Below are 17670 nucleotides of genomic sequence, written 5' to 3' on the forward strand. Positions count from 1 at the left end.
GGAGGCATGGAATCGCGCACCCGAACGCACCCGAACGCACCCGATGCCCCGCCATTGGCATTCCCACTGCCCGCGGCTGCCCGCCACGCGGGGATCTCGATCCGAACCCTCCGCTATGCGATCGCACGCGGCGAGATCGCCGTGCATCGGCCCAGTTCCCGCCCCGTGGTCCTGGCGACCGATCTGCAGGCGTGGCTCGAGGGCGCCCCCGCCGACCGGGCCGCAGCGCCGCGTCGGCCAGCCACGGGGCGTGCAGCATGAACGCCTCGACCTGGGAGCCCGGGACTGTGGCGACGGTCGAGGTCGCGATGCACGAGGGCCGCTACGCGGCCGAGGCGCTGGCCGTGGCCGTCGTGCTCGACCAGGCCGACGACAGCGGGGGTGAGAGCCGGTACCTCTTCCTCGACGTCGCGCCCGACTCCACGTGGGCCCCGATCCTTGCTGCCGCGGCTTCGGCCCTGCGCGAGGCTGGCTGCCCCGCCGGTGCCGTCACGTGGGCGGGCCAGCCTGAGCGCCTCGTCGAGGACTGCGGCTGTAGCTGGATCAGCCGCGAGCTTGCCCTCCCCACCGCTGGGGACACGGAAACCTACGAGGGAGCTCGACGATGACCACCGACCCGACCACCACCCCCACCCCTGCCCCTGCCCGTCGCCCCTCGTGGGGCGTGCGGGCGTGGCGCCGTGGCTACGGCCCTGCTGCCGGCGGTGGTGTGCGCGGCCGGGTGCGGCGGGTGTTCGCGATGACCGTGGCCGGTGCGCCCCTCGCGCTGGTCGCCGGCTGGGAGCTCGCCAGCCTGCAGGCCGGCAACGGCTGGACGATCCCGGGCGTCCTCTGACCCACCCACCATCCACCTTCTCCCTCTACCCAGGGTCGGCACCCACCACCTAGGCCGACCCGCACCCGCACCGAACGACACGCACAACCCCCCGTGTGGGGTGGTTGGCAGCAGACCGACCCTGAGAAGCGGGTCAGAGAGAACGTGGTGGTCCCATGGCCCGCACCCGCACACCCCGCACCGGGCGACGCCGGTTGTCCCGGTGGGCGCTCATCCCCGCCGTCGCACTCATCCTCGGCGTGGGGTTCGTGGTCACCGGCATCGGTGGGACACCCGCAGCGCAGGCCGGGTTCCTCGGCATCTGCGACGCGGACACGACCTTCCCCGTCCCCGCCGACCCGGGAGGCACGACCGACGGGATCACCTACAGCACCGTCTCGCAGACGCCCGCAGCGGCGGCCGACGACGTCGACCCCAAGGTCTACACGGTCGTCATCGCCGCGACCGAGCAGAACACGACCCTGCAGCAGTTCGCCGGTGGAGGGTTGCACTGGCACGCGTACGCGATGTCGTGCATGGACGCTCAACCGCAGATTCAGGGCCTCGTGGCGAACTGGGTGTACGAGCTCGTAGCGCTGTGGCCGATGCGGGTCCTGGGGATCCTCATGCAGCTGTCGTTCTCCACGGTGATCGCTGACGCGCTCCTCGGCGCCACCGGTGGGCTTGTGTCCACACTCGAGGCCAGCATCTGGACGAAGTGGTCACCGATCATCATGATGGCGATCCTCGCCGTCGCTGCGATCAAGGTCGCTCGCGGGCGTGGCCGTCAGGGCCTGAGCTCGGTCGTGTGGATGGTCGGCGTGTCCGTCGTCGTCACGAGCGCCCTCACCGGGCCTGGGCTCGACCTGGTGAAGTCGCTGAACGACTACACACGGACGATCACGTCGTGCGTCACGTTCGCGACCACCGGTGCCGGGTGCTCCGTCAGCGACAGCAGCTCGGCGTCGCTGTACGCAGACTCGATGGTCGAGTCCCTCGCGTCGGACGTCTGGGCTACCGGTGCGCTCGGTGACCTCGCAGGCGACACCCCCGCTGACACCAACGGCGGCAGCTGGAACCTGACGGTCACCAGCCACGACGGCACCCCAGACCTGGACGACCAGGCAGAGGTTCACATCCCGACGGCCGCGATCCCGGCGAAGGTCGCCGGTTCGCCCACGTGGGCTGAGGTCTTGCGGTGGACGCAGACGTACACGAACGCGGAGGTCGCCGCGATGAACGCCGACCCGGCCCTGCAGTGCACCGCGGCACCCGACCAGTCCCCGTCGTCCGGTGAGGTCACGAACCTTGACGACGGCGAGGGGTGGGAACCGGGTCAGCTCTGCTCGTACAAGTGGTTGGTTCGCTCAGCGATCGTCTCCGAGCTCTACAACGCCCACCCGCAGGCGTACGCGACGTTCCGTGGCGTCACCCAGCAGGGATGGACGGCGGCGATCGCGGGCCTTGGCCTGCTACCCCTGGGCATCGGTATCGGTGTCATGGGCTTCATGGTCTTCCTGTACCAGGTCGAGCTCGTCGCTCTGTTCGTGGTCACCCCGCTGGTGGGCCTGATCAGCCTCAAGAGCGCGAACGCCGCCCGGAAGTGGGCGGAGATGATCGGTGCGACCCTCGTGAAGCGCATCGCCGTCGGGTTCGTCCTCGGTCTGACGATCTGGCTCGCGTCGCTCGCCAACTCGACGTTCGCTAACGCCATCTCGGGTCCGGATGCGACCCTCGCGATGCCACGCCACATCATCCCGGTCGCCGCATCGATGCTGACCATCGGGTGCATGGTCGTCGGCTTCATGCTCCTGAAGAAGGTCCAGGGGATCCTCCTCGAGGGCGTCGAACTACCCACCGCGCCCGGGATGGCCGACAGTGCCATGGACAAGGGCAAGAAGCTCGGCAAGAAGGCCCTCAAGCTCGGCGTCGGAGCGACCGCCGGGGCCCTGGGGGCCGGCACCGGTCTGCGCATGACGGGCGCCATGCGCGGCATGACCCGTTCCGGCGCACTCGGTGGCACCCTCGGCCGAGTGACCCGCGCGGGTGACCTCGCCGGGGTGATGCGTGGACAGCAGACGGGTCGCGGGACGAACGCGGCTGCCGGTGGTCGCGGGAAGCCTGCCGACTCGGGGCCGCAGACAGGCGCCAGCCGCGTTGACGCCGCTCGCGAGGCGCTTATGAGCTCGCCGGTCTTCCGCCCGGCTGGGTGGGCTGACGCCCGTGCGGCACAGCAGCAGGCGGGCCGCGCTCGTGCCGCCCAGGAAGCCCGGGTCGATGAACTGCGCACAGGGCGTGCCAGCGGTGTCGCGGCCATGACCCAACAGGGCGTCGCAGCCGGCATGGACCCGACCGCCGCGCAGGCACGGGCGACCGCGCAATGGGACGCGCAGATCGAGTCCGAGCTCGCGACCCTCCGGACGTTCGAGGCCGCCCTCACCGCCGCGTCCGGGACCCTGGCGGCCCTCGACGACGACGCCCATCGCGCCGCCGGCAGGGTTGTAGACGCCGTCCACCAGGGCCACGACGTCGATGCCGTGGCGGTGGGGTCTGCCCCGAGTTTGGTTGACACCTGACCTGTGAGGATCTGGTCCTCGCTGGAAGGATGTCCCCGTGGCAAAGCCGTATCCCAAGGAGTTCCGCGACGACGTCGTGGCCGTGGCCCGCAAGGGGCAGGTGCCGCTGACGCAGATCGCGAAGGACTTCGGTATCTCCGAAGGGTCGTTGTCGAACTGGATGAAGCAGGCCGACGTCGAGGACGGCCGACGGTCCGGGCCGACCCAGGCCGAGCGCGCCGAGCTGCGTGAGGCGCGCAAGCGGATCCGGGTGCTGGAGCAGGAGAACGAGGTCCTGCGCCGCGCGGCCGCCTACCTCGCGCAGGCGGGTCTGCCGGGAAAATAGTCTTCCCGCTCGTCCGTGAGATGGCCGCGGCCGGCGCCCGCATCAGGGTGCCGGTCGCGGTGGCGTGCCGGGTCCTGGGCCTGTCGACCCAGGGGTACTACAAGTGGCTCAAGAACCCGGTCTGCGACCGGGACTGGGACGACGCGCACGTCCTTGCCGCGATCTACGAGATCCATGGCGACGACGCGACACTCGGCTACCGGTTCATCACCGACGAGCTGGCCGACGAGCACAAGATCAGCGTCGGGGAGAACCGGGTGCACCGGTTGTGCCGGATCGCCGGCATCACCGCCAGCCACCACAAGAAGCGGTCCAAGCCCGCGACGGCCGGCCCCGCGCCGCACGACGACCTGCTCGCGGTGGTCGACGAGCACGGCGTGGTCCGTCACGAGTTCGTCGCGCACGCCCCGAACCAGGTGTGGCTGTGGGACATCTCCGAGCACCCCACCGCCGAGGGCAAGCTCTACATCTGCGCGATCAAGGACGTCTACTCGAACAAGATCGTCGGGTACTCCATCGACTCGCGCATGAAGTCGTCCCTCGCGCGGGCGGCGATGCGCAACGCGATCGCGCTGCGCTCACCGGCCGGCACGGTGTGTCATTCGGACCGAGGCGGCCAGTTCCGTGCCAAGGCGACCCAGCGGCTGCTGGCGAACAACGGCCTGGTCGGGTCGATGGGCCGCTCCTACGGCGCGGGCGACAACGCGAGCATGGAGAGCTTCTTCTCCCTGCTGCAGAAGAACGTCCTGAACACCCGCCGCTGGCACACCCGCGACGACCTGCGCCTGGCGATCGTGACCTGGATCGAGACCAAGTACAACCGCCGACGCCGCCAACGCGCCCTCGGCAAACTCACGCCCGTCGAGTTTGAGATGATCTACACGGCCGCAGACGCGGCCTGACTACCGCAAACCCCGAGTGTCAACCAGACCGGGGGCAGACCCGTGCACTACGGCCTGGACGACCGCACCCAGGCCGCACTCGCCGCCTACGCGCAGGCTGCCCACGACGCCGGCCTCATCGGCGGGGCTCCGTGGGCCGAGTACCCGCCAGCCGCCTGAACCCCCGGCCCCCGGCGGGTTCACAGCCGGGGGCAGGGCCCACCTACCGATCGCCCACGAGCAGGAGAACACCCGCCATGAAGCACCTGACCCGATACCTGACCGTCGACCACATCCACGCCCCGGACCCGAACACATCCGCCGCACAGGTCGCCATCGACCGATGGATCTGGCGCGCCGCGTACGTCGCCGTCGCGGGCGGCGGCCTGATCGCCCTCGTCGCCCTGGTCGCCCGCATCGCCACCGCAACCGCCCACTGACACGAAGGAGCGTCACTGATGAACAGCACCACGACCTTGACCACCGACACCGACACGCAGTGGGCCGGGTCGGCCTTCCGCAGCGAGGCCGAGCTCGCCGGCTTCACCCTCACCGCCGCAGGCATGGGCATCATCGCCGCGCTCGGGATGATCGTCTTCTACGCAATCGCCAGGTGACCCCACCGCCCGGGGAACGGTCACTTCCCCGGGCGTGGCGGACGCCCTCGCCTCGCTCTGACCAGCCCGCGACCCGAGCCTCCACGGCAGTGAACAGGGTGTTCCCGCCGTGGTGCCCCCACCCCCCACCCAGCCCTCGCCACGACCCGCACTGGAAGCCACGGAACGGGCGGGTGCCGGGCTGAGCGGGTGGGGTGGCGTCAGGCCCGGAGACAGGCACGTACGAAGCACCGGAAGGGCGCCTGACCTGGGGTGACGCAGGCGGCATGACCGATGCAGGGGCCGGGTCTTGTGGGTAGAACACAGCCCGGGAGCGCTTCCTTCGCGTGCCGCTGGGGAAGCGCTCCCGGGCTGGAGCCAAGGACCTCTCGCAGCAAGGTGCACCGGTGGCGTCCTTGCAGGGATCCTCTGCAGTTCCTGCGCAAGGCAAGCAAAGAGGCTTGCCGACTCTGGCGAACTACTTGTCGTGGGCCGCTAGCGCCCGGCGCGACTCCAACAGTCGGCGGCCATGCCAACCGATGAACATCAGGCCAACGATGACCATCGCGACTGACGGTGGCACCTTGCCGTTGGCCGCGCCAAGTAGGCCGAGGATCACGAACGCTAGGCCGACGCCGGCACCAGCGATGTTCTTGCCGCTCATCCGCACCCCCAGATGGACACCGCGGCGCCGAGGATCGCGACGCCTAGCGGACCAGTGTAGAGCCCGATGATCGAGACCCCGAGTCCAGCCGCGCACTTATGGGCGCTGACGTTGTTCACGGCCTCGAGTCCGCTTCCGATCCACCGGTAGTTCTTACCGTCAATGGTGACGCAGCCGACCGACGGGCTGCAGTAGCCCGTGACGGGGCTCCACTTGCCGTTGACGCATGATGCCTTGGTTGGTGGGCAGTACTGCGACTCCGGGATGATCACGCACTTCTTGGGTGCGCAGATCTGAACGTATCCATCGGGGAGATACACGACAGCTGACGCCGGTGATGCGAGTCCACCGACGACGAGCGCGCAGACCGCCACGACGATGGCAAGACATCGTCTGGATCTAGTCACAAACATTCCTCTCTTTGGGAAGGTTCGCTGCAACATAGTGCTCAGAGACATCACCGCGCAGGCGTTCTGTGCGTCGTTGACTCCAGTCACTCGAACGAGTGATGGCGGCGGAGGCTCCAGCAGTCCAGTCCGGTGCGAACTCGTGCCCCGGCACCGCGATGGCTGGCCCGAGGTCAGCGAGCTACTCGACTCGTCTTGACGAAGACCCGGTCGGTCCGCTCATCAGGCACCGCAAAGCCGGCTTCCTGCGCCCCCGGTGCCGACCGGCTGAGCCCCACCCCCACAGCGGTCCGCCTCGCGGCTCTCTGAGCCCCCCCGAATCGCCCCGCCGCGCTCGCGGGCGTCGGCGCCACGCTGGCTCCTCACACGGGCACCACGCGCCCCCACCGGACGGTCCTCGTGGGTGGTCGCCGGTCGGATGCGGGGCATGGAACCCCACCTCGACATCGCCCCTGACGGCACCCGTCTGCCGCTCCGCCATGTTCACCTGACCGTCACCGAAGCCGAGGGCACTGCACTCGCCGGGCTGCTCGAGCGGGCCGTTCGTGACGCCGACCCCGACGACGACGCTGGGGTGGTGGACGCGGTCGAGGGGGCCGGGCGGTTGCTCGACGTACTCGACGCGCAGGTTCGGGCGCCCGTGCAGATCGGGTTGCCCGAGCACGACGTCGTCCGGCTGCCGCGCACTGGGGTGACCCTCTGCGGGCCCGGGGTGCAGACAGCGGTGGCCATCCACGGGGCGCTCATCGCCGACGGGCGGAGCGAACAGGAGGCATGGGAGGCCGCTGGGCGGGAGGTTGGATCCGAGCTCGCCCAGGCCGTGCTCGCGGGGGTGCGGGGAGTCACCTGCAGGCCCCTGGCGCGGGTGTACCGGGCCGTGCTGCGGGAGGCGGCTGCGCACCGCGACTGACACCGACGCCCCTGCGTGACCGACGCGCAGCGGGGCCCCGCTGCGTGTTGGGCCGGGTCGGGTGGTAGCCCCTATGTATTGCCAGCAATACATTGCCGAGCGGTTCGACTTCATGCAGTTGTGTGCGCTGGTCCTGGTCCTGACCCTCTCGAGTGCTGAAAAGCGCAGCGACGGCAGTGGTGTCCTAGCGATCAGATCTTCGTCGATGCCCGTCGAGCGAAGCGCGGACGGAACTACTAGCCTCTCCCTGAACTCTCTCTTAACTACTACTGCACTTACGGGTATTGCCACCAATACATCTATGTAGTCCTAGCAATACATCAATGTAGTTCTAGCAGTACATCTATGTAGTGCTAGCAATACATTGTCGCAAGAGGGGGCACTCGCTCCTCGGGGCGCGTGACCTCGACGGCGTCCGCCTCGGCGACCGCAGGGCCGGCCCCGGCGCCTCGGTGCATGTCGGCAACCTGGTCGAGAAGCAGGACAAATCGTTGCTTTCAACCCCTCAAGAAACTGTATGGGCGTCGATCTATGCTGTAGAGAGAGTCGAACACCTGTACGGGAGGATGTCATGAGGATCCACGAGGTCACCGCCGAGCACGCGTCTGTGCTGTCCACGCTCGCCGCTGAGCGCGCAGCCGCCGAGGCTGCCCTGGATGCCGCTCGACGTGCTCAGAGGGAGGCGATCGAGGACATCTACACGCACGGCGGCTACACGCTCCATGCAATCGCGCCGCATGCCGGCCTCGGCTACCAGACGATCCACGCAATCGTGCGTGACGTGCGGGCGCGACGCGAGGCTGCCGCCGCCTGAAAGACGAAAGCGCCGCCCCGGTCACTGACCAAAGATCCCGGGACGGCGCCAACAACTTCGCTCACTAGAAAGGTAGCACGATGGGACTGCACCTACGCCGGTTCGTCCGCGAGAACCGGGCGCTGTACTACGGCGAGCTTGATCGTCCGACCATGCGGCTCCTCGAGGAACTCGCTGACCGCGTCCGGGAGTTCTCGAAGCCCTGGTCTGGATCCACCACGGACCCGTCAGCCACATCGGTGTGGGAGATCGCGGCGTCGCGGTGGACGATCGAGGCGCCCGTCGAGGACCTCGCCGATTGCCTCGGCGTCACGCGTGACCGCGTGCAGGTTGGGATGCGGAGGCTGCGGGCCGCCGGGCACATCGAGAGCGCAGTTCCCCACACCTACGGCCGGACGACGACCCGCATCGTCTTCCACCCTCGTGCCCGTCAGCAGTTCCTGGCCACGCGCCGGACAGCGATCCTGCATGTCCACGCCCGTGTCGATGTCGAGGGCATGTCCACTACGGCCGCCGCGATCGTCGATGGTCTGATCGACGCGTGGCGCGAGACGCACGTGCCGACGGTTCGTGGGCGTGAGCTCGTCGGAGCGCGGATCCCCGACGACACCGTCGCGGACGCATTGCCGGGCGTGGTCGCTGGGCACCTCGGGGACACCGCGGCGCAGTTCGAGGTCACGTCGGTCGCACCCGAACTGCCCGCTGGGATGACGGAGGAGCTGTGGGGCGATCCCGCGGCGCCGGAACCGACGACCGACGCCGTGGCGGACGCGGCGATCGCGGCCCTGACCGCCTACTGGCAGGGGCGCGAGCTCGTCCACCCCCGCGTCGTCGCACAGAAGATCGCGGGGGTGCTCACCAAGGCTGGCATGACGCACAGCGAGCTCGCCGAGGCAGTCATCGCCGGCGCGTTCGACGGCGTTGAGATCTGCCGACCGTCGGACGTCACCGTCGCGGCGCTGGAACCGGTCCTGGACCCCGAGCGCGCGGCCGAGGCGCGCCGGGCCGCCGTGGCACGTGAGCGCCGAGAGGCCCGCGCTCGCGAGGCCGCGGCTTGGGACGCCGTCGGTGACGCGTACGCGACCGGCGACCAGGAGCGCATCGACGCTGCGCTCGAGGCCGTAGACGCCGCGACCGCCATCGAAATCGCGACGGCGGTGCCCGCCGAGCGCCCCGCAGGCCATGATCGGGCTGTTCGGATGGCCGCGGCTCCTGCGCTGCTGCCCGACCACGCCGCGGACGCAGTGGCCGCCGAGCCCGTGGTCGAGGACCCTCCCGCGTGGAGCGAGGTAGAGCCTCCGACTGTCGTCGCGCCGGTGCGTGCCGCCGCCTGACCCCCCGCCCACCCACCCCTCCCGCCTTCCACGACGGGGGTGGGTTGGGGGCGTCTCGGTGCGGGGTAGCCGTGGCCCACGGGGGTAACGGGCTCCTACCCGGCGGGGTCATGCGACGGACCAGTCCGGCTACCCCGTGACGTCGGGCTCGTCCTCGGTGATGTCGGTGGGTGGGTCGATCTGTTCGATGGATCGCAGGGTCCGGCGCACGGTCGCGTCGTCGTCCCCGTCCCGCACGCTCTCGTCCACCTCGATGCGCACCCACTGACCAAAGGACGCGGAAGAAGCACCGAGGAGTGAACGCGGCACAGTCCCCGTGATGCGGGCGTGAGCGGCGGTCAGCAGGTCGAAGGTGGTGCGTACGTGGCTCGCAGTGACCCACTCGCCCTCGTAGGCCACGACCTCCACGTCGAGCTCTAGGGAGCGGACGATCTTCCGGAGGTACGCCGAATCCGCCGGCGTGAGCTCGACCGGCGCGCGAGTGCCAGTGCGGTCGTCGATCGTGACTGTGGAGCCGAGGTCGATGCAGCGGGCCGCGAACCGGTCGAGCTGGCGGGTCGCAGGGACACCGATCGACGTGAGCCGGTCCGCGAGGCCACCGGTGCCACCCTCTCCGTGCTGCGCCTCACGAAGCGATGCGACGACCTCGTCGACTGCTCTCATGCTGATCGTCTCGACGGCATCTGTACCGGCGAGGGTCAACTGGACGTGCTCGTCGTCTCGGAGTTCAGGGTCGTGTGCATTCGAGGGCTGACACACGAGATCGATGACGATGGACCCTGCACCAACCGGCACGAGCCACATGCCGAGTCTGTCGCGGGCCCGGTCATCGACCTTGGAGAACGGTCGCAGCAGGTGGCGGTTCGCGGCTGCCACCACGGCATCGTTGAGCGCCTGGGCCGCCCGCAGCATGGAGTGTGCGGGACCCGCGTGTCCGATCACGTCTCCGTGCGCGAAGTGAGCACGGAGACCCTTCTGGCGTGCCACCCATGCGTCGCGCGCCTCCGCGTGCAAGGCGCGCAGGCTCGCGCGGTTCGCGCTGCTCGCCCAGTCATCGGAACGGTCTGCCGTGGCAATGGAGTGTTCGGTCGCTCGCAGAAACGCGGCAAGTTCACGGAGGTCGCTCACGAGAGCACCACCTCCACGTAGCCCTTGGCGAGCGTCTCTCCTGTGGCGCGTGACCGCTGCCACCAGTCATCCCAGTGTCCGCGCAAAGCGGCGTACGTGCCATGGCCGGGGTGAGCGTCGGGCACCTTGACGATGCCGTAGATGTCCAAGTTGAGTGTCCGGCCGATCCCTGGAACGGGCTCGTGCTTCCACCTGTTCCGGGGAGCGATCCACATGTCGTTCAGGTCAGCGGTGATCGATGGGTCGGGTGCGGACCGGGCTGCATCGATCACGGGTGAGCAGTCGATGTCACCGGGTGTCACCTTGCCCGAGATGAAGCTCCCGTCGAGCCAGACGCTGTCGAGCGCGAGGCCGAGCCGGTCGAGCAGTTCGATGTATCTCTCGAGGTCGTCCATCAGTTGTCCTCGCCACGCTCCGTCGGACCGTGCTACGACGAAGTTGTCACGGACGTCCGACATGGTGACGGTGTATCGACCGCGTGGCAGTACCGGGTAGCCGTCAGCGCCCGGAACGAGCGTTGGCAAACTCACGACCGGTCCTCGTGCCGATGCGCGCTCGCGCTCTCGCGCGTAGCCGTCTCGCAGTTCACAGTGCCCCCCTTGTATGCCGACTCGATGTCGATCGGCACTCCTGCGATGTGGCATGAGCCTATGGGGCGAGGTGAGTCCGATGGCTCAGTTCGGCTCGTGGATGATCTGCGAGATCCGGGCCCGGCTGAGGCCCGTGGCCCGCGCGAGGAGCACGGGTCGGGCGCCGGCGGCGTGGAGCTCACGGACCGCGGCCTTCCACCCGGAGGGGTCGGCGGTGCGTGCGGCGGCTGCTGCGGCGGCCTGACGCGTCCAGACGATCTGCTGCTCGAGGTCCGCGACGGCGGGGGTCGTGGTGGTCATGGTGCGGGCCTCTCGGTCGGGGGGCGTCCGTGCGTGTGCCTGATCGACTGGCTTGACGATTCCGTTAGGAGTCTATGGAACTCGTCATACGTTAAGCCTAACGGTTTTGTTAAGGCGGACGAACAGGGAGGCAGAGGGCACCCAGCAGTGGGGCCCACGGAGGGAGCCAGCCATGACCGCCACCGCCTCACCGACCATCACCCCGGCCCACGAGTCCACCGCATGCCGGTCCGCCGGATGCCCCGGGCGCCCCAGCGCGAGCCGCGACGGGTGGTGCCAGCGTCACCACGGCCTGGTCCGAGCCACGGGGGTGGAAGCGTGGACCGGCGCGGTCCCGCGCCCACCACGGACCGCCGCCGTCGCCGAGCGCCTCGCGGCGTACACGGTTGTCAGCCCGGCCGGCTGCTACCTCTGGACTGGCGGCGTCACGTCCGCCGGCTATGGCATCGTCGCGGCGCCCGAGTTCGGACTCCGCTGGGTGCTCGTCCATCGACTGGCGTACGAGCTCGCCAGGGGGCCGATCCCCGAGGGACTCGTCATCGACCACCTGTGCCGCCAGACGACGTGCCTCCGCGTGGAGCACCTCGAGCCCGTGACCGTGGGCGAGAACACCCGGCGCGGGGTCGCTGCGCGCCGTGCCGAGCGCGAGGCCATCGCGGTGGCCGCCTGACCCATCGATCTCGGCAGGCTCGCCGTGGGGGATCGCACCGGCGGGCCTGCCGTTTCCATGCGTGACGTCAGTACGGCATGACGGCGTGCCGTATCGCCGTCACCCGCCCTACGACGGGCGCCCGTCGCCCCGCCCCGACATCCATCCGCCGTGCCGTAGATGCACACGGGCGTGCACAGTGCCATGCACACCCACTACTGCGTGCCTGTGTGCACCCCAAACACCCCAACACCGGGGGGTTGAGCGATCGCTTCGCGGTGCCAACCCCCACAGACATTTTGGCTTGTTCTGCAATGGGGCTGCACCCGTGGTCGGGCTGGTCTGTCGTGGCTGGGTCCGCCGCTGCGCACCTGCGTGGTCGCCCACGCTGCGGCCCTGGACGGGCCTTGCTGCGCCCGCGCCGGTGCTGGCGGCTCGTCGGTGGTCGGGGTGGCCCATGGTCGGGTTGGTCTGTCCGGCTGGGTCCGCGGCGTCGCCTGCGCGTGCCGCCCCACGCGTCGGTCGCTGTCGCTCCCTCGCTGGCGGCTCGCTCCGGCTGGCCGCTCGCACGGGTCTGGGCCCGGCGGGTGGTTCGAACAGCATCGGTCCGCACTTGCCGGGGCGGTTCGGGTGGTGACCAGCCCGGACCGTGAGGTGGTCGGGTGGGGTGCGGCTCCCTGGGGCTCCCCGGCGCGCGGCGGGAAGGGAGAGCGGGGAGGGGGTGGGCAGCGGGGGTGCTGCCGTCGCGACGGAGAGACGGGCCTACGGTGCGACGGCGATACGGCACGCCGTCGAGCCAGCACGACGGGCCGGTGGATGAGCCACGGACCACGGGCCTACTGAGCCGGGGTCACGTCAACACGGACCAGGCCGGTGGGCCCATGGCTCAGGGACAGCGAGCCGACCGATCGAGCCGAGCCGGGAGGTGGCTCAGGACTCGGGCTGAGCCGACGGCTCCGCCAACTCGGGCACCTCTCGTCTCGGACGCCCGGGGGCGCGCCTGGGCGTGTCCTCGATGCCCACGAGCGTCGCTGATCGCCAGACCGCGCCGCCGTTGATCCTCCCGTCGGGTCGGGGTAGCCACGCCGCACCGACGTGCAGGGCCTGGCGGATCGCGGCGGTGCTGAGGCCGAGGCGGTCAGCGAGCTGCTGGACCGTCACGAGCTGCGTGAGGGGGTCGGGGCATGGCTCACCGGGGGGTGGGATCTGCGGCTCGTACGGGGTGTCGATGCTCATGGGCCAACCCTACCTTGCATCTCTAACGACTCTGTCAGAGTTATCAGGTAGTATCTCTAACAGAAGTGTTCGAGATAGGAGAAGGTGTGATGGACACGTACGTGGGACGCAGGACGACCGAGGGCCAGTGGGTCGCTCTCGGCGCCCACGCCGAGTTGATGGCGCACCACGAGGAGCAGGATGTCGTGGAGGTCTACACGCCATCGCGCCAGGTCGCGCGGGTGACGATCTCTCGCGTGGGCAGGCCGTTCACCAGGGCGGGTGTAGTCCTCGGGTACGGCTACCTCACCGATGCGGCGGACGCGGAGGGCGCCGCGTGAGCACCACCACGCGCCGGCCGGCCACGACCCGGGCGCACCGTGCGCGCATCGCCGCCGACGCCATGCCAGTGCTGGTCGTGCAGACGCTTGTACTCGGGGGCGTCTGGGCGTCGGCGATCGTCGTGAGTTTCACGGGCCTGGTCGCCGCCGCCGGCTGGGCAAACATCAACGGCGGCCAGCGCTTCGGCGTGCCGGTGTTCATCGACGGCATCTTGGTCGGGGCGTCGATTGCCTACCTCGTGGCCCGTGAGCGCCACGACCGTGCGAGCGCTGTGATCGCCCTCGGCGCCATGGCAGGGTTCGCGGGCCTGAGCATCATGGGCAACGCCACCCATGCCCTCGCCGGCACCGCGACGGGTGTCCAGCGGATCACGGGGGTGGCCCTCGCTGTCGCCGCACCCCTCGCGGTCCTCGTGACCACGGAGCTCCTCGCGCGGACCGTGATCGCCCCGCCGCCCCCGCCGAAGGTCGCACCTGCCCCGGCTGTGGCCCGTGCTGCGGCTGAGGCCACCGCCGTCACGATCCCCACCCCCGCAGCGGCCGAGGCAATCAGCCGGCCCGCCCGGCGAGTCACCACGCCACGTCCCACCCCCGCTCTGGGTGCCGACCGCGACGCACAGCGCGCCGAGGTCACCAGGCTCGTCGCCGAGGGGCTCAGTCGCTCAGCGATCGCCGATGCCGTCGGTGTGCCGCTGAGCACCGTGAAGCGCTGGGCCACGGCCGCTCCGGCTTCTGAGGTCGTCGCCGTCTAGCCCGCGAGGCCCCATCACCCCCCGTCCCTACTAGCGCAGCACCCCGCTCATCAGGCGCCCCTCTGGGCGGGCTCCCGCGCCGGCTATCCCGATCGGTGCGTCGGCCTACCGTCGAACACGAGCCCCTGAGGAGCGCCTGATGAGCACGCCACCAGCCCCACCCGCAGCCCTACCCGCGACCCCATCCCTATACCCGACCCGCGCCGGGGCGTGCCGTGCACGGTTCGCTGCGTGGCGTGCACGAACCGCCCGGGACGACGGGGGCTTCGGGCTCGCCGAGCTGGTCGTTGTCTGCGCCCTGGTCGGCGTCCTCGTGGCCATCGGCGGCGCCCTGATGCACCGCGTGAACGGACAGCAGCACGAGGCCCAGGAGAGGGTCGAGGTCACGACGGGCATCGACGATGCGTCCGGCCAGCTCCTGCGCGACGTCAACGACGCGATCAGCATTCGGCAGGCGACCGCACAGTCCCTCACGCTCGCGGTCGTCCGCGACGGGTCGTGCAACATCAGGGCCTACACGGCCGACAGCACGGCGCAGACGTTGACGGTCGTGACCACGTTCTACGAGGGCGCGGCATGCTCGGGTGCCAGCGAAGACCGTGAGCAGGTGCTCCTGCAGCGCTACACCGCGCCGGCCACCTTCACCTACTGGGGCGAGTCCGACGAGATTCCGATCCCCGCCCCGGTCGAGGACGTCCGGAACATCACGAGGGTGCAGTGGGGCTTGGCGGCAGCGCCCTACGCGGACCGCACTGCCCCGGACGTCACGCTCATGTCGAGCGCTTTCTTCGACGGCCGCGGCGAGAGCTCGGGCAGCGGGACACCGGAGCTCCAGGCCAAGCGCCCGCTCCTGACCGTCACCACCGTGGTCCCAGGTCGTGACGCCCCCACGATCACGTGGACTGACCCCAGCCCGACGCTCACTGCTGGGTGGGTGGTCACCCGCGCACGCGAACCCGAAGGCTCGAAGCCGGGCACATTCCTGGCGATCGCATGGCCGGCGAAGTCGACGCTCAACTTCACCGACACCTCGCTGCAGCCTGGCGAACGCGCCAGTTTCGTGATTTACGCGATCCTCACCGACGGCAGCTCCGGCCCGAGCTCGAACTCCGTCGACACCGGGCTCCGACCCCCGCCCGTCACAGGGGTTACCGCGACCGGGCAGGCGACGTCCATCAAGGTCGACTGGGCCGCCAGTTCAGGCGCGACAGGGTACGACGTTTACCGCGACGGCTTCCTGATCGCGAACGTCGGCGCAGTCACCAGCTACACCGACGCCCTCACCTTCGGGCACTCGCATGACTACGTCTTGGTGCCCACCAACCGGTGGGAGCAGCAGCTCACGACCGGGACCGAGAGTGGACGCGTGCCGCTCGGTGACGCGATCACGAAGGCGTACACGGGTGGGGTGCGCCTGGCGTCAGCGGTCACTGCGGCAGCAGGTGCGTTCACTGCGCCGGCAGCCCCGACGATCACGGCAACCCCGAACGCCGACTGGACGAACACCGTCACACGCACGTACGCACCGTGGGTGGGTACCGGTCCGACCAGCAAGGCCGGGGCACGTGACCGCGGATGGGAAACCCAGGTCGCAACTCTGACGGGTGCGTTCACTGACTTGTGGGCCGAAGCGACCGCTGCTTCACAGACACAGAGCGCACGCCCAGCAGGTGCCACGACCCGCTACCAGGCCCGGACCTGCAACGCGGTCGGCTGCGGCCCGTACAGCACTCCAGTCAGTGCCCTCCAGCGCCCTCCGGCGCCCGGGTCGTGCACCACTGCAGGTGCGTCCACGCGGGGAATGCAGGTGACCGTGAACCCGGCGGTCATGGAATCGGCAGCCACGGGGTACAGGGTGGCGGGTGGTATCGGCACCCCTGTCGGTGGCGCCGCCCAGTCGGGCACGGTGTTCAACATCGACCAGCTCACCCACAGCAGCCTCCACACGTTCACAGCGTCGACGCAGAACGGCAGCCCGGCGGGCGGCGGGTGGTCGGACACCACGGCATGCCAGGGCACCACCGCGGTCCTCGGTGTGGCGATCACGGGGGTGTCCTCGACGACGCGCTCCGTGTCGGCCTCGATGTCCGTCACGAACGGCAACGCGTCGAGCCTCACGCTCGAGGGCGTCCGGACCGACCAGAACGTCGGGAGCGCCTCGTGGGACCCTCTGGCCGACGGGAGCGACTTCACTGTCACCGCCCGCAACACGGACGGGTGGAACAACGTGCTCGACCAGCGGGCGATCAGCACACAGGTGCTGGCGGCGCCCTCGGCGCCTACCTGCACAGTGACCGTCGTCGATGCAGATGCCCCCGGCTCAATCACCGTCAGCGGTGGCGACCAGGTGCGGCTCGGCAGCGGAGGAGGCGTGCTCAGCAGCCCGCACACCTACGGGTCGCTCGACGCCGGCACGTTCGTCGGGTATGCACGCCGCGTGACCTCGGACGGCTACAACTCGGCCAACTCGGCCTGGGACGGTTGCCCGACCGTAACGATCAGCGACCCGTACCCCACACCGTGGGGTGAGCGCGCGGGATGCCCTGCCATCGGGGTGCCGATCTACTCGACGAGCCCTCGCTCCTGGCAGGTGCGGCGCGCATCCGCGACGCTGTGCCAACTCCGCTGGGTCGTCACCGACGCCGGAGAGACCTACGAGTTCCCGCCAGGGACCGTGGTCGGCACCGGCACGTACACGATCGGATCGGGAGCATCCGTGTACACCAGGACTAGCGGCGACACCGCCCTCGCGATGGGGCCGACGGTCGCGTAGCGGGAAGCAGAAGAGGCCCCACGAATCCATCCGTGGGGCCTCTTCTCTCCAGCTCAATCGACCGCGAGCAGGTACTCCGCTCGGTCAAGCGCCCGACCGTCGACTGTGAACGGACCGGCAGCGGCCTCCTCGCGGGTGGGAATCGTCGACGCTCCGTAGCCGAAGTTGCTCAGCTCGCGGAAGCTCCCGTACTTGCTGAGTCCGAAGACCTTCCACTGGTAGCCGCCAGAGGACGCGGTCGAGACGTAGACGAGGTACTTCCCCGACGCCTCTGCGCGGGCTGTGGATCCTTCCCGGCCGGCCGCCAGAAACTCGACCTCGTATGCAGGTGCCTGCCCGGGGGTGTCCGTGCCGATGCGGACCGGCGCCGTCTCCGTGCCCTGGTACAGGACGCCGTTGATCACCTGCGAGTACGCGTCGGCGACTGGTGCGGTCGTTGCGTCCGGGGCGGGCGTGTCGTCCGCGACTGGGGCGGTGGTTGCTGCCGGTGCGGCCCTCGAGGACACGGGGGCAGGGGTGGCGTCAGACGCCGAGGAGCAGCCAGCGAGGAGGCCGACCGCGAGCGCGAGCGCGGTGAGGGCCGGTAGGGCGGTGCGTCCTG

General features: G+C 69.8%; 20 protein-coding genes. 13 read left to right on the forward strand and 7 right to left on the reverse strand.

The window, feature by feature from the left end:
* Positions 1–257: 257 nt before the first annotated feature.
* The 6 genes from BKA22_RS09455 to BKA22_RS09480 all read left to right on the forward strand — a co-directional run bounded on the left by BKA22_RS09455 (position 258) and on the right by BKA22_RS09480 (position 5213).
* The gene (locus BKA22_RS09455) at positions 258–608 is read left to right on the forward strand and encodes a hypothetical protein (RefSeq protein ID WP_146953127.1); all 351 of its coding nucleotides are present in this window, start codon (positions 258–260) and stop codon (positions 606–608) included.
* Positions 605–835, forward strand: a complete 231-nt coding sequence (locus BKA22_RS09460) for a hypothetical protein (RefSeq protein ID WP_146953126.1) — start codon at positions 605–607, stop codon at positions 833–835. Before BKA22_RS09455 ends, BKA22_RS09460 begins: the two co-directional genes overlap by 4 nt.
* A 155-nt stretch (positions 836–990) precedes the next feature.
* Positions 991–3390, forward strand: coding sequence for a hypothetical protein (locus BKA22_RS09465; RefSeq protein WP_179561726.1), 2400 nt, complete (start codon positions 991–993; stop codon positions 3388–3390).
* A 37-nt stretch (positions 3391–3427) separates the two neighbouring features.
* Positions 3428–4617 (forward strand): IS3 family transposase gene (locus tag BKA22_RS09470; protein ID WP_146954895.1). Its coding sequence is split into 2 segments (ribosomal slippage): positions 3428–3706 and positions 3709–4617, totalling 1188 coding nucleotides; the frame shifts between segments, so codons are not numbered across the junction.
* 236 nt (positions 4618–4853) lie between these two features.
* Complete coding sequence (locus tag BKA22_RS09475) at positions 4854–5036, forward strand: hypothetical protein (protein WP_146954436.1); 183 nt, start codon at positions 4854–4856, stop codon at positions 5034–5036.
* A gap of 18 nt (positions 5037–5054) precedes the next feature.
* Positions 5055–5213: a hypothetical protein gene (locus BKA22_RS09480; protein WP_179561727.1), complete on the forward strand. Its 159-nt coding sequence runs from the start codon at positions 5055–5057 to the stop codon at positions 5211–5213.
* Positions 5214–5670: 457 nt separating this feature from the next.
* Here BKA22_RS09480 and BKA22_RS09485 read toward each other — a convergent pair whose 3' ends face one another.
* Both BKA22_RS09485 and BKA22_RS19425 read right to left on the reverse strand, forming a co-directional pair.
* The gene (locus BKA22_RS09485) at positions 5671–5856 is read right to left on the reverse strand and encodes a hypothetical protein (RefSeq protein ID WP_146954437.1); all 186 of its coding nucleotides are present in this window, start codon (positions 5854–5856) and stop codon (positions 5671–5673) included.
* Positions 5853–6263 (reverse strand): hypothetical protein, encoded by a 411-nt coding sequence (locus BKA22_RS19425; protein ID WP_188334905.1) that lies wholly within the window; start codon positions 6261–6263, stop codon positions 5853–5855. Before BKA22_RS19425 ends, BKA22_RS09485 begins: the two co-directional genes overlap by 4 nt.
* 427 nt (positions 6264–6690) lie before the next feature.
* Here BKA22_RS19425 and BKA22_RS09490 point away from each other — a divergent pair, with 427 nt between their 5' ends.
* From BKA22_RS09490 to BKA22_RS09500, 3 genes are all read left to right on the forward strand, one after another.
* Positions 6691–7173, forward strand: coding sequence for a hypothetical protein (locus BKA22_RS09490; RefSeq protein WP_146954438.1), 483 nt, complete (start codon positions 6691–6693; stop codon positions 7171–7173).
* Positions 7174–7744: 571 nt separating this feature from the next.
* Positions 7745–7987 carry a hypothetical protein gene (locus tag BKA22_RS09495; protein WP_146954439.1) on the forward strand — a complete coding sequence of 81 codons (243 nt, stop codon included), beginning with the start codon at positions 7745–7747 and terminating at the stop codon, positions 7985–7987.
* An 80-nt stretch (positions 7988–8067) separates the two neighbouring features.
* Positions 8068–9321 carry a hypothetical protein gene (locus BKA22_RS09500; protein ID WP_146954440.1) on the forward strand — a complete coding sequence of 418 codons (1254 nt, stop codon included), beginning with the start codon at positions 8068–8070 and terminating at the stop codon, positions 9319–9321.
* Positions 9322–9450: 129 nt separating this feature from the next.
* Here BKA22_RS09500 and BKA22_RS09505 read toward each other — a convergent pair whose 3' ends face one another.
* The 3 genes from BKA22_RS09505 to BKA22_RS09515 are packed head-to-tail and all read right to left on the reverse strand — an operon-like array spanning position 9451 to position 11339.
* Positions 9451–10449 (reverse strand): hypothetical protein, encoded by a 999-nt coding sequence (locus BKA22_RS09505; RefSeq protein ID WP_146954441.1) that lies wholly within the window; start codon positions 10447–10449, stop codon positions 9451–9453.
* Positions 10446–11093 carry a DUF6932 family protein gene (locus BKA22_RS20495; RefSeq protein WP_371863674.1) on the reverse strand — a complete coding sequence of 216 codons (648 nt, stop codon included), beginning with the start codon at positions 11091–11093 and terminating at the stop codon, positions 10446–10448. The genes BKA22_RS09505 and BKA22_RS20495 overlap by 4 nt, the downstream gene beginning before the upstream one ends.
* Before the next feature lie 30 nt (positions 11094–11123).
* Complete coding sequence (locus BKA22_RS09515) at positions 11124–11339, reverse strand: hypothetical protein (RefSeq protein ID WP_146954443.1); 216 nt, start codon at positions 11337–11339, stop codon at positions 11124–11126.
* A 172-nt stretch (positions 11340–11511) separates the two neighbouring features.
* On the opposite strand from BKA22_RS09515, the gene BKA22_RS09520 reads away from it, so the two are divergent.
* A complete protein-coding gene (locus BKA22_RS09520) occupies positions 11512–12009 on the forward strand; it encodes an HNH endonuclease signature motif containing protein (protein ID WP_146954444.1) in 498 nt (165 codons plus the stop codon).
* A 909-nt stretch (positions 12010–12918) separates the two neighbouring features.
* Here BKA22_RS09520 and BKA22_RS09525 read toward each other — a convergent pair.
* Complete coding sequence (locus BKA22_RS09525) at positions 12919–13224, reverse strand: hypothetical protein (protein ID WP_179561728.1); 306 nt, start codon at positions 13222–13224, stop codon at positions 12919–12921.
* Between the two features lie 89 nt (positions 13225–13313).
* Here BKA22_RS09525 and BKA22_RS09530 point away from each other — a divergent pair, with 89 nt between their 5' ends.
* The 3 genes from BKA22_RS09530 (at position 13314) to BKA22_RS09540 (ending at position 17069) form a co-directional block, all read left to right on the forward strand.
* The gene (locus tag BKA22_RS09530; protein WP_179561729.1) at positions 13314–13544 is read left to right on the forward strand and encodes a hypothetical protein; all 231 of its coding nucleotides are present in this window, start codon (positions 13314–13316) and stop codon (positions 13542–13544) included.
* Positions 13541–14296: a helix-turn-helix domain-containing protein gene (locus BKA22_RS20340; RefSeq protein ID WP_179561730.1), complete on the forward strand. Its 756-nt coding sequence runs from the start codon at positions 13541–13543 to the stop codon at positions 14294–14296. Before BKA22_RS09530 ends, BKA22_RS20340 begins: the two co-directional genes overlap by 4 nt.
* A gap of 139 nt (positions 14297–14435) precedes the next feature.
* Positions 14436–17069, forward strand: a complete 2634-nt coding sequence (locus BKA22_RS09540) for a hypothetical protein (RefSeq protein ID WP_146954446.1) — start codon at positions 14436–14438, stop codon at positions 17067–17069.
* A gap of 53 nt (positions 17070–17122) precedes the next feature.
* Here the strand turns inward: BKA22_RS09540 and BKA22_RS09545 are convergent, their stop codons facing one another.
* On the reverse strand, positions 17123–17575 hold the full coding sequence (locus BKA22_RS09545) for a hypothetical protein (protein ID WP_146954447.1): 453 nt from the start codon (positions 17573–17575) through the stop codon (positions 17123–17125).
* Positions 17576–17670 lie beyond the last annotated feature (95 nt).

The sequence above is a fragment of the Cellulomonas soli genome (genome assembly GCF_013409305.1).
Taxonomy (GTDB): domain Bacteria; phylum Actinomycetota; class Actinomycetes; order Actinomycetales; family Cellulomonadaceae; genus Cellulomonas; species Cellulomonas soli.

Excerpts from the sequence above, each read along its gene's own strand:
- BKA22_RS09455 (WP_146953127.1), top strand. The coding sequence starts at position 258 with ATGAACGCCTCGACCTGGGAGCCCGGGACTGTGGCGACGGTCGAGGTC.
- BKA22_RS09460 (WP_146953126.1), top strand. The coding sequence starts at position 605 with ATGACCACCGACCCGACCACCACCCCCACCCCTGCCCCTGCCCGTCGC.
- BKA22_RS09465 (WP_179561726.1), top strand. The coding sequence starts at position 991 with ATGGCCCGCACCCGCACACCCCGCACCGGGCGACGCCGGTTGTCCCGG.
- BKA22_RS09475 (WP_146954436.1), top strand. The coding sequence starts at position 4,854 with ATGAAGCACCTGACCCGATACCTGACCGTCGACCACATCCACGCCCCG.
- BKA22_RS09480 (WP_179561727.1), top strand. The coding sequence starts at position 5,055 with ATGAACAGCACCACGACCTTGACCACCGACACCGACACGCAGTGGGCC.
- BKA22_RS09485 (WP_146954437.1), bottom strand. The coding sequence starts at position 5,856 with ATGAGCGGCAAGAACATCGCTGGTGCCGGCGTCGGCCTAGCGTTCGTG.
- BKA22_RS09490 (WP_146954438.1), top strand. The coding sequence starts at position 6,691 with ATGGAACCCCACCTCGACATCGCCCCTGACGGCACCCGTCTGCCGCTC.
- BKA22_RS09495 (WP_146954439.1), top strand. The coding sequence starts at position 7,745 with ATGAGGATCCACGAGGTCACCGCCGAGCACGCGTCTGTGCTGTCCACG.
- BKA22_RS09500 (WP_146954440.1), top strand. The coding sequence starts at position 8,068 with ATGGGACTGCACCTACGCCGGTTCGTCCGCGAGAACCGGGCGCTGTAC.
- BKA22_RS20495 (WP_371863674.1), bottom strand. The coding sequence starts at position 11,093 with ATGCCACATCGCAGGAGTGCCGATCGACATCGAGTCGGCATACAAGGG.
- BKA22_RS09515 (WP_146954443.1), bottom strand. The coding sequence starts at position 11,339 with ATGACCACCACGACCCCCGCCGTCGCGGACCTCGAGCAGCAGATCGTC.
- BKA22_RS09520 (WP_146954444.1), top strand. The coding sequence starts at position 11,512 with ATGACCGCCACCGCCTCACCGACCATCACCCCGGCCCACGAGTCCACC.
- BKA22_RS09525 (WP_179561728.1), bottom strand. The coding sequence starts at position 13,224 with ATGAGCATCGACACCCCGTACGAGCCGCAGATCCCACCCCCCGGTGAG.
- BKA22_RS09530 (WP_179561729.1), top strand. The coding sequence starts at position 13,314 with ATGGACACGTACGTGGGACGCAGGACGACCGAGGGCCAGTGGGTCGCT.
- BKA22_RS09540 (WP_146954446.1), top strand. The coding sequence starts at position 14,436 with ATGAGCACGCCACCAGCCCCACCCGCAGCCCTACCCGCGACCCCATCC.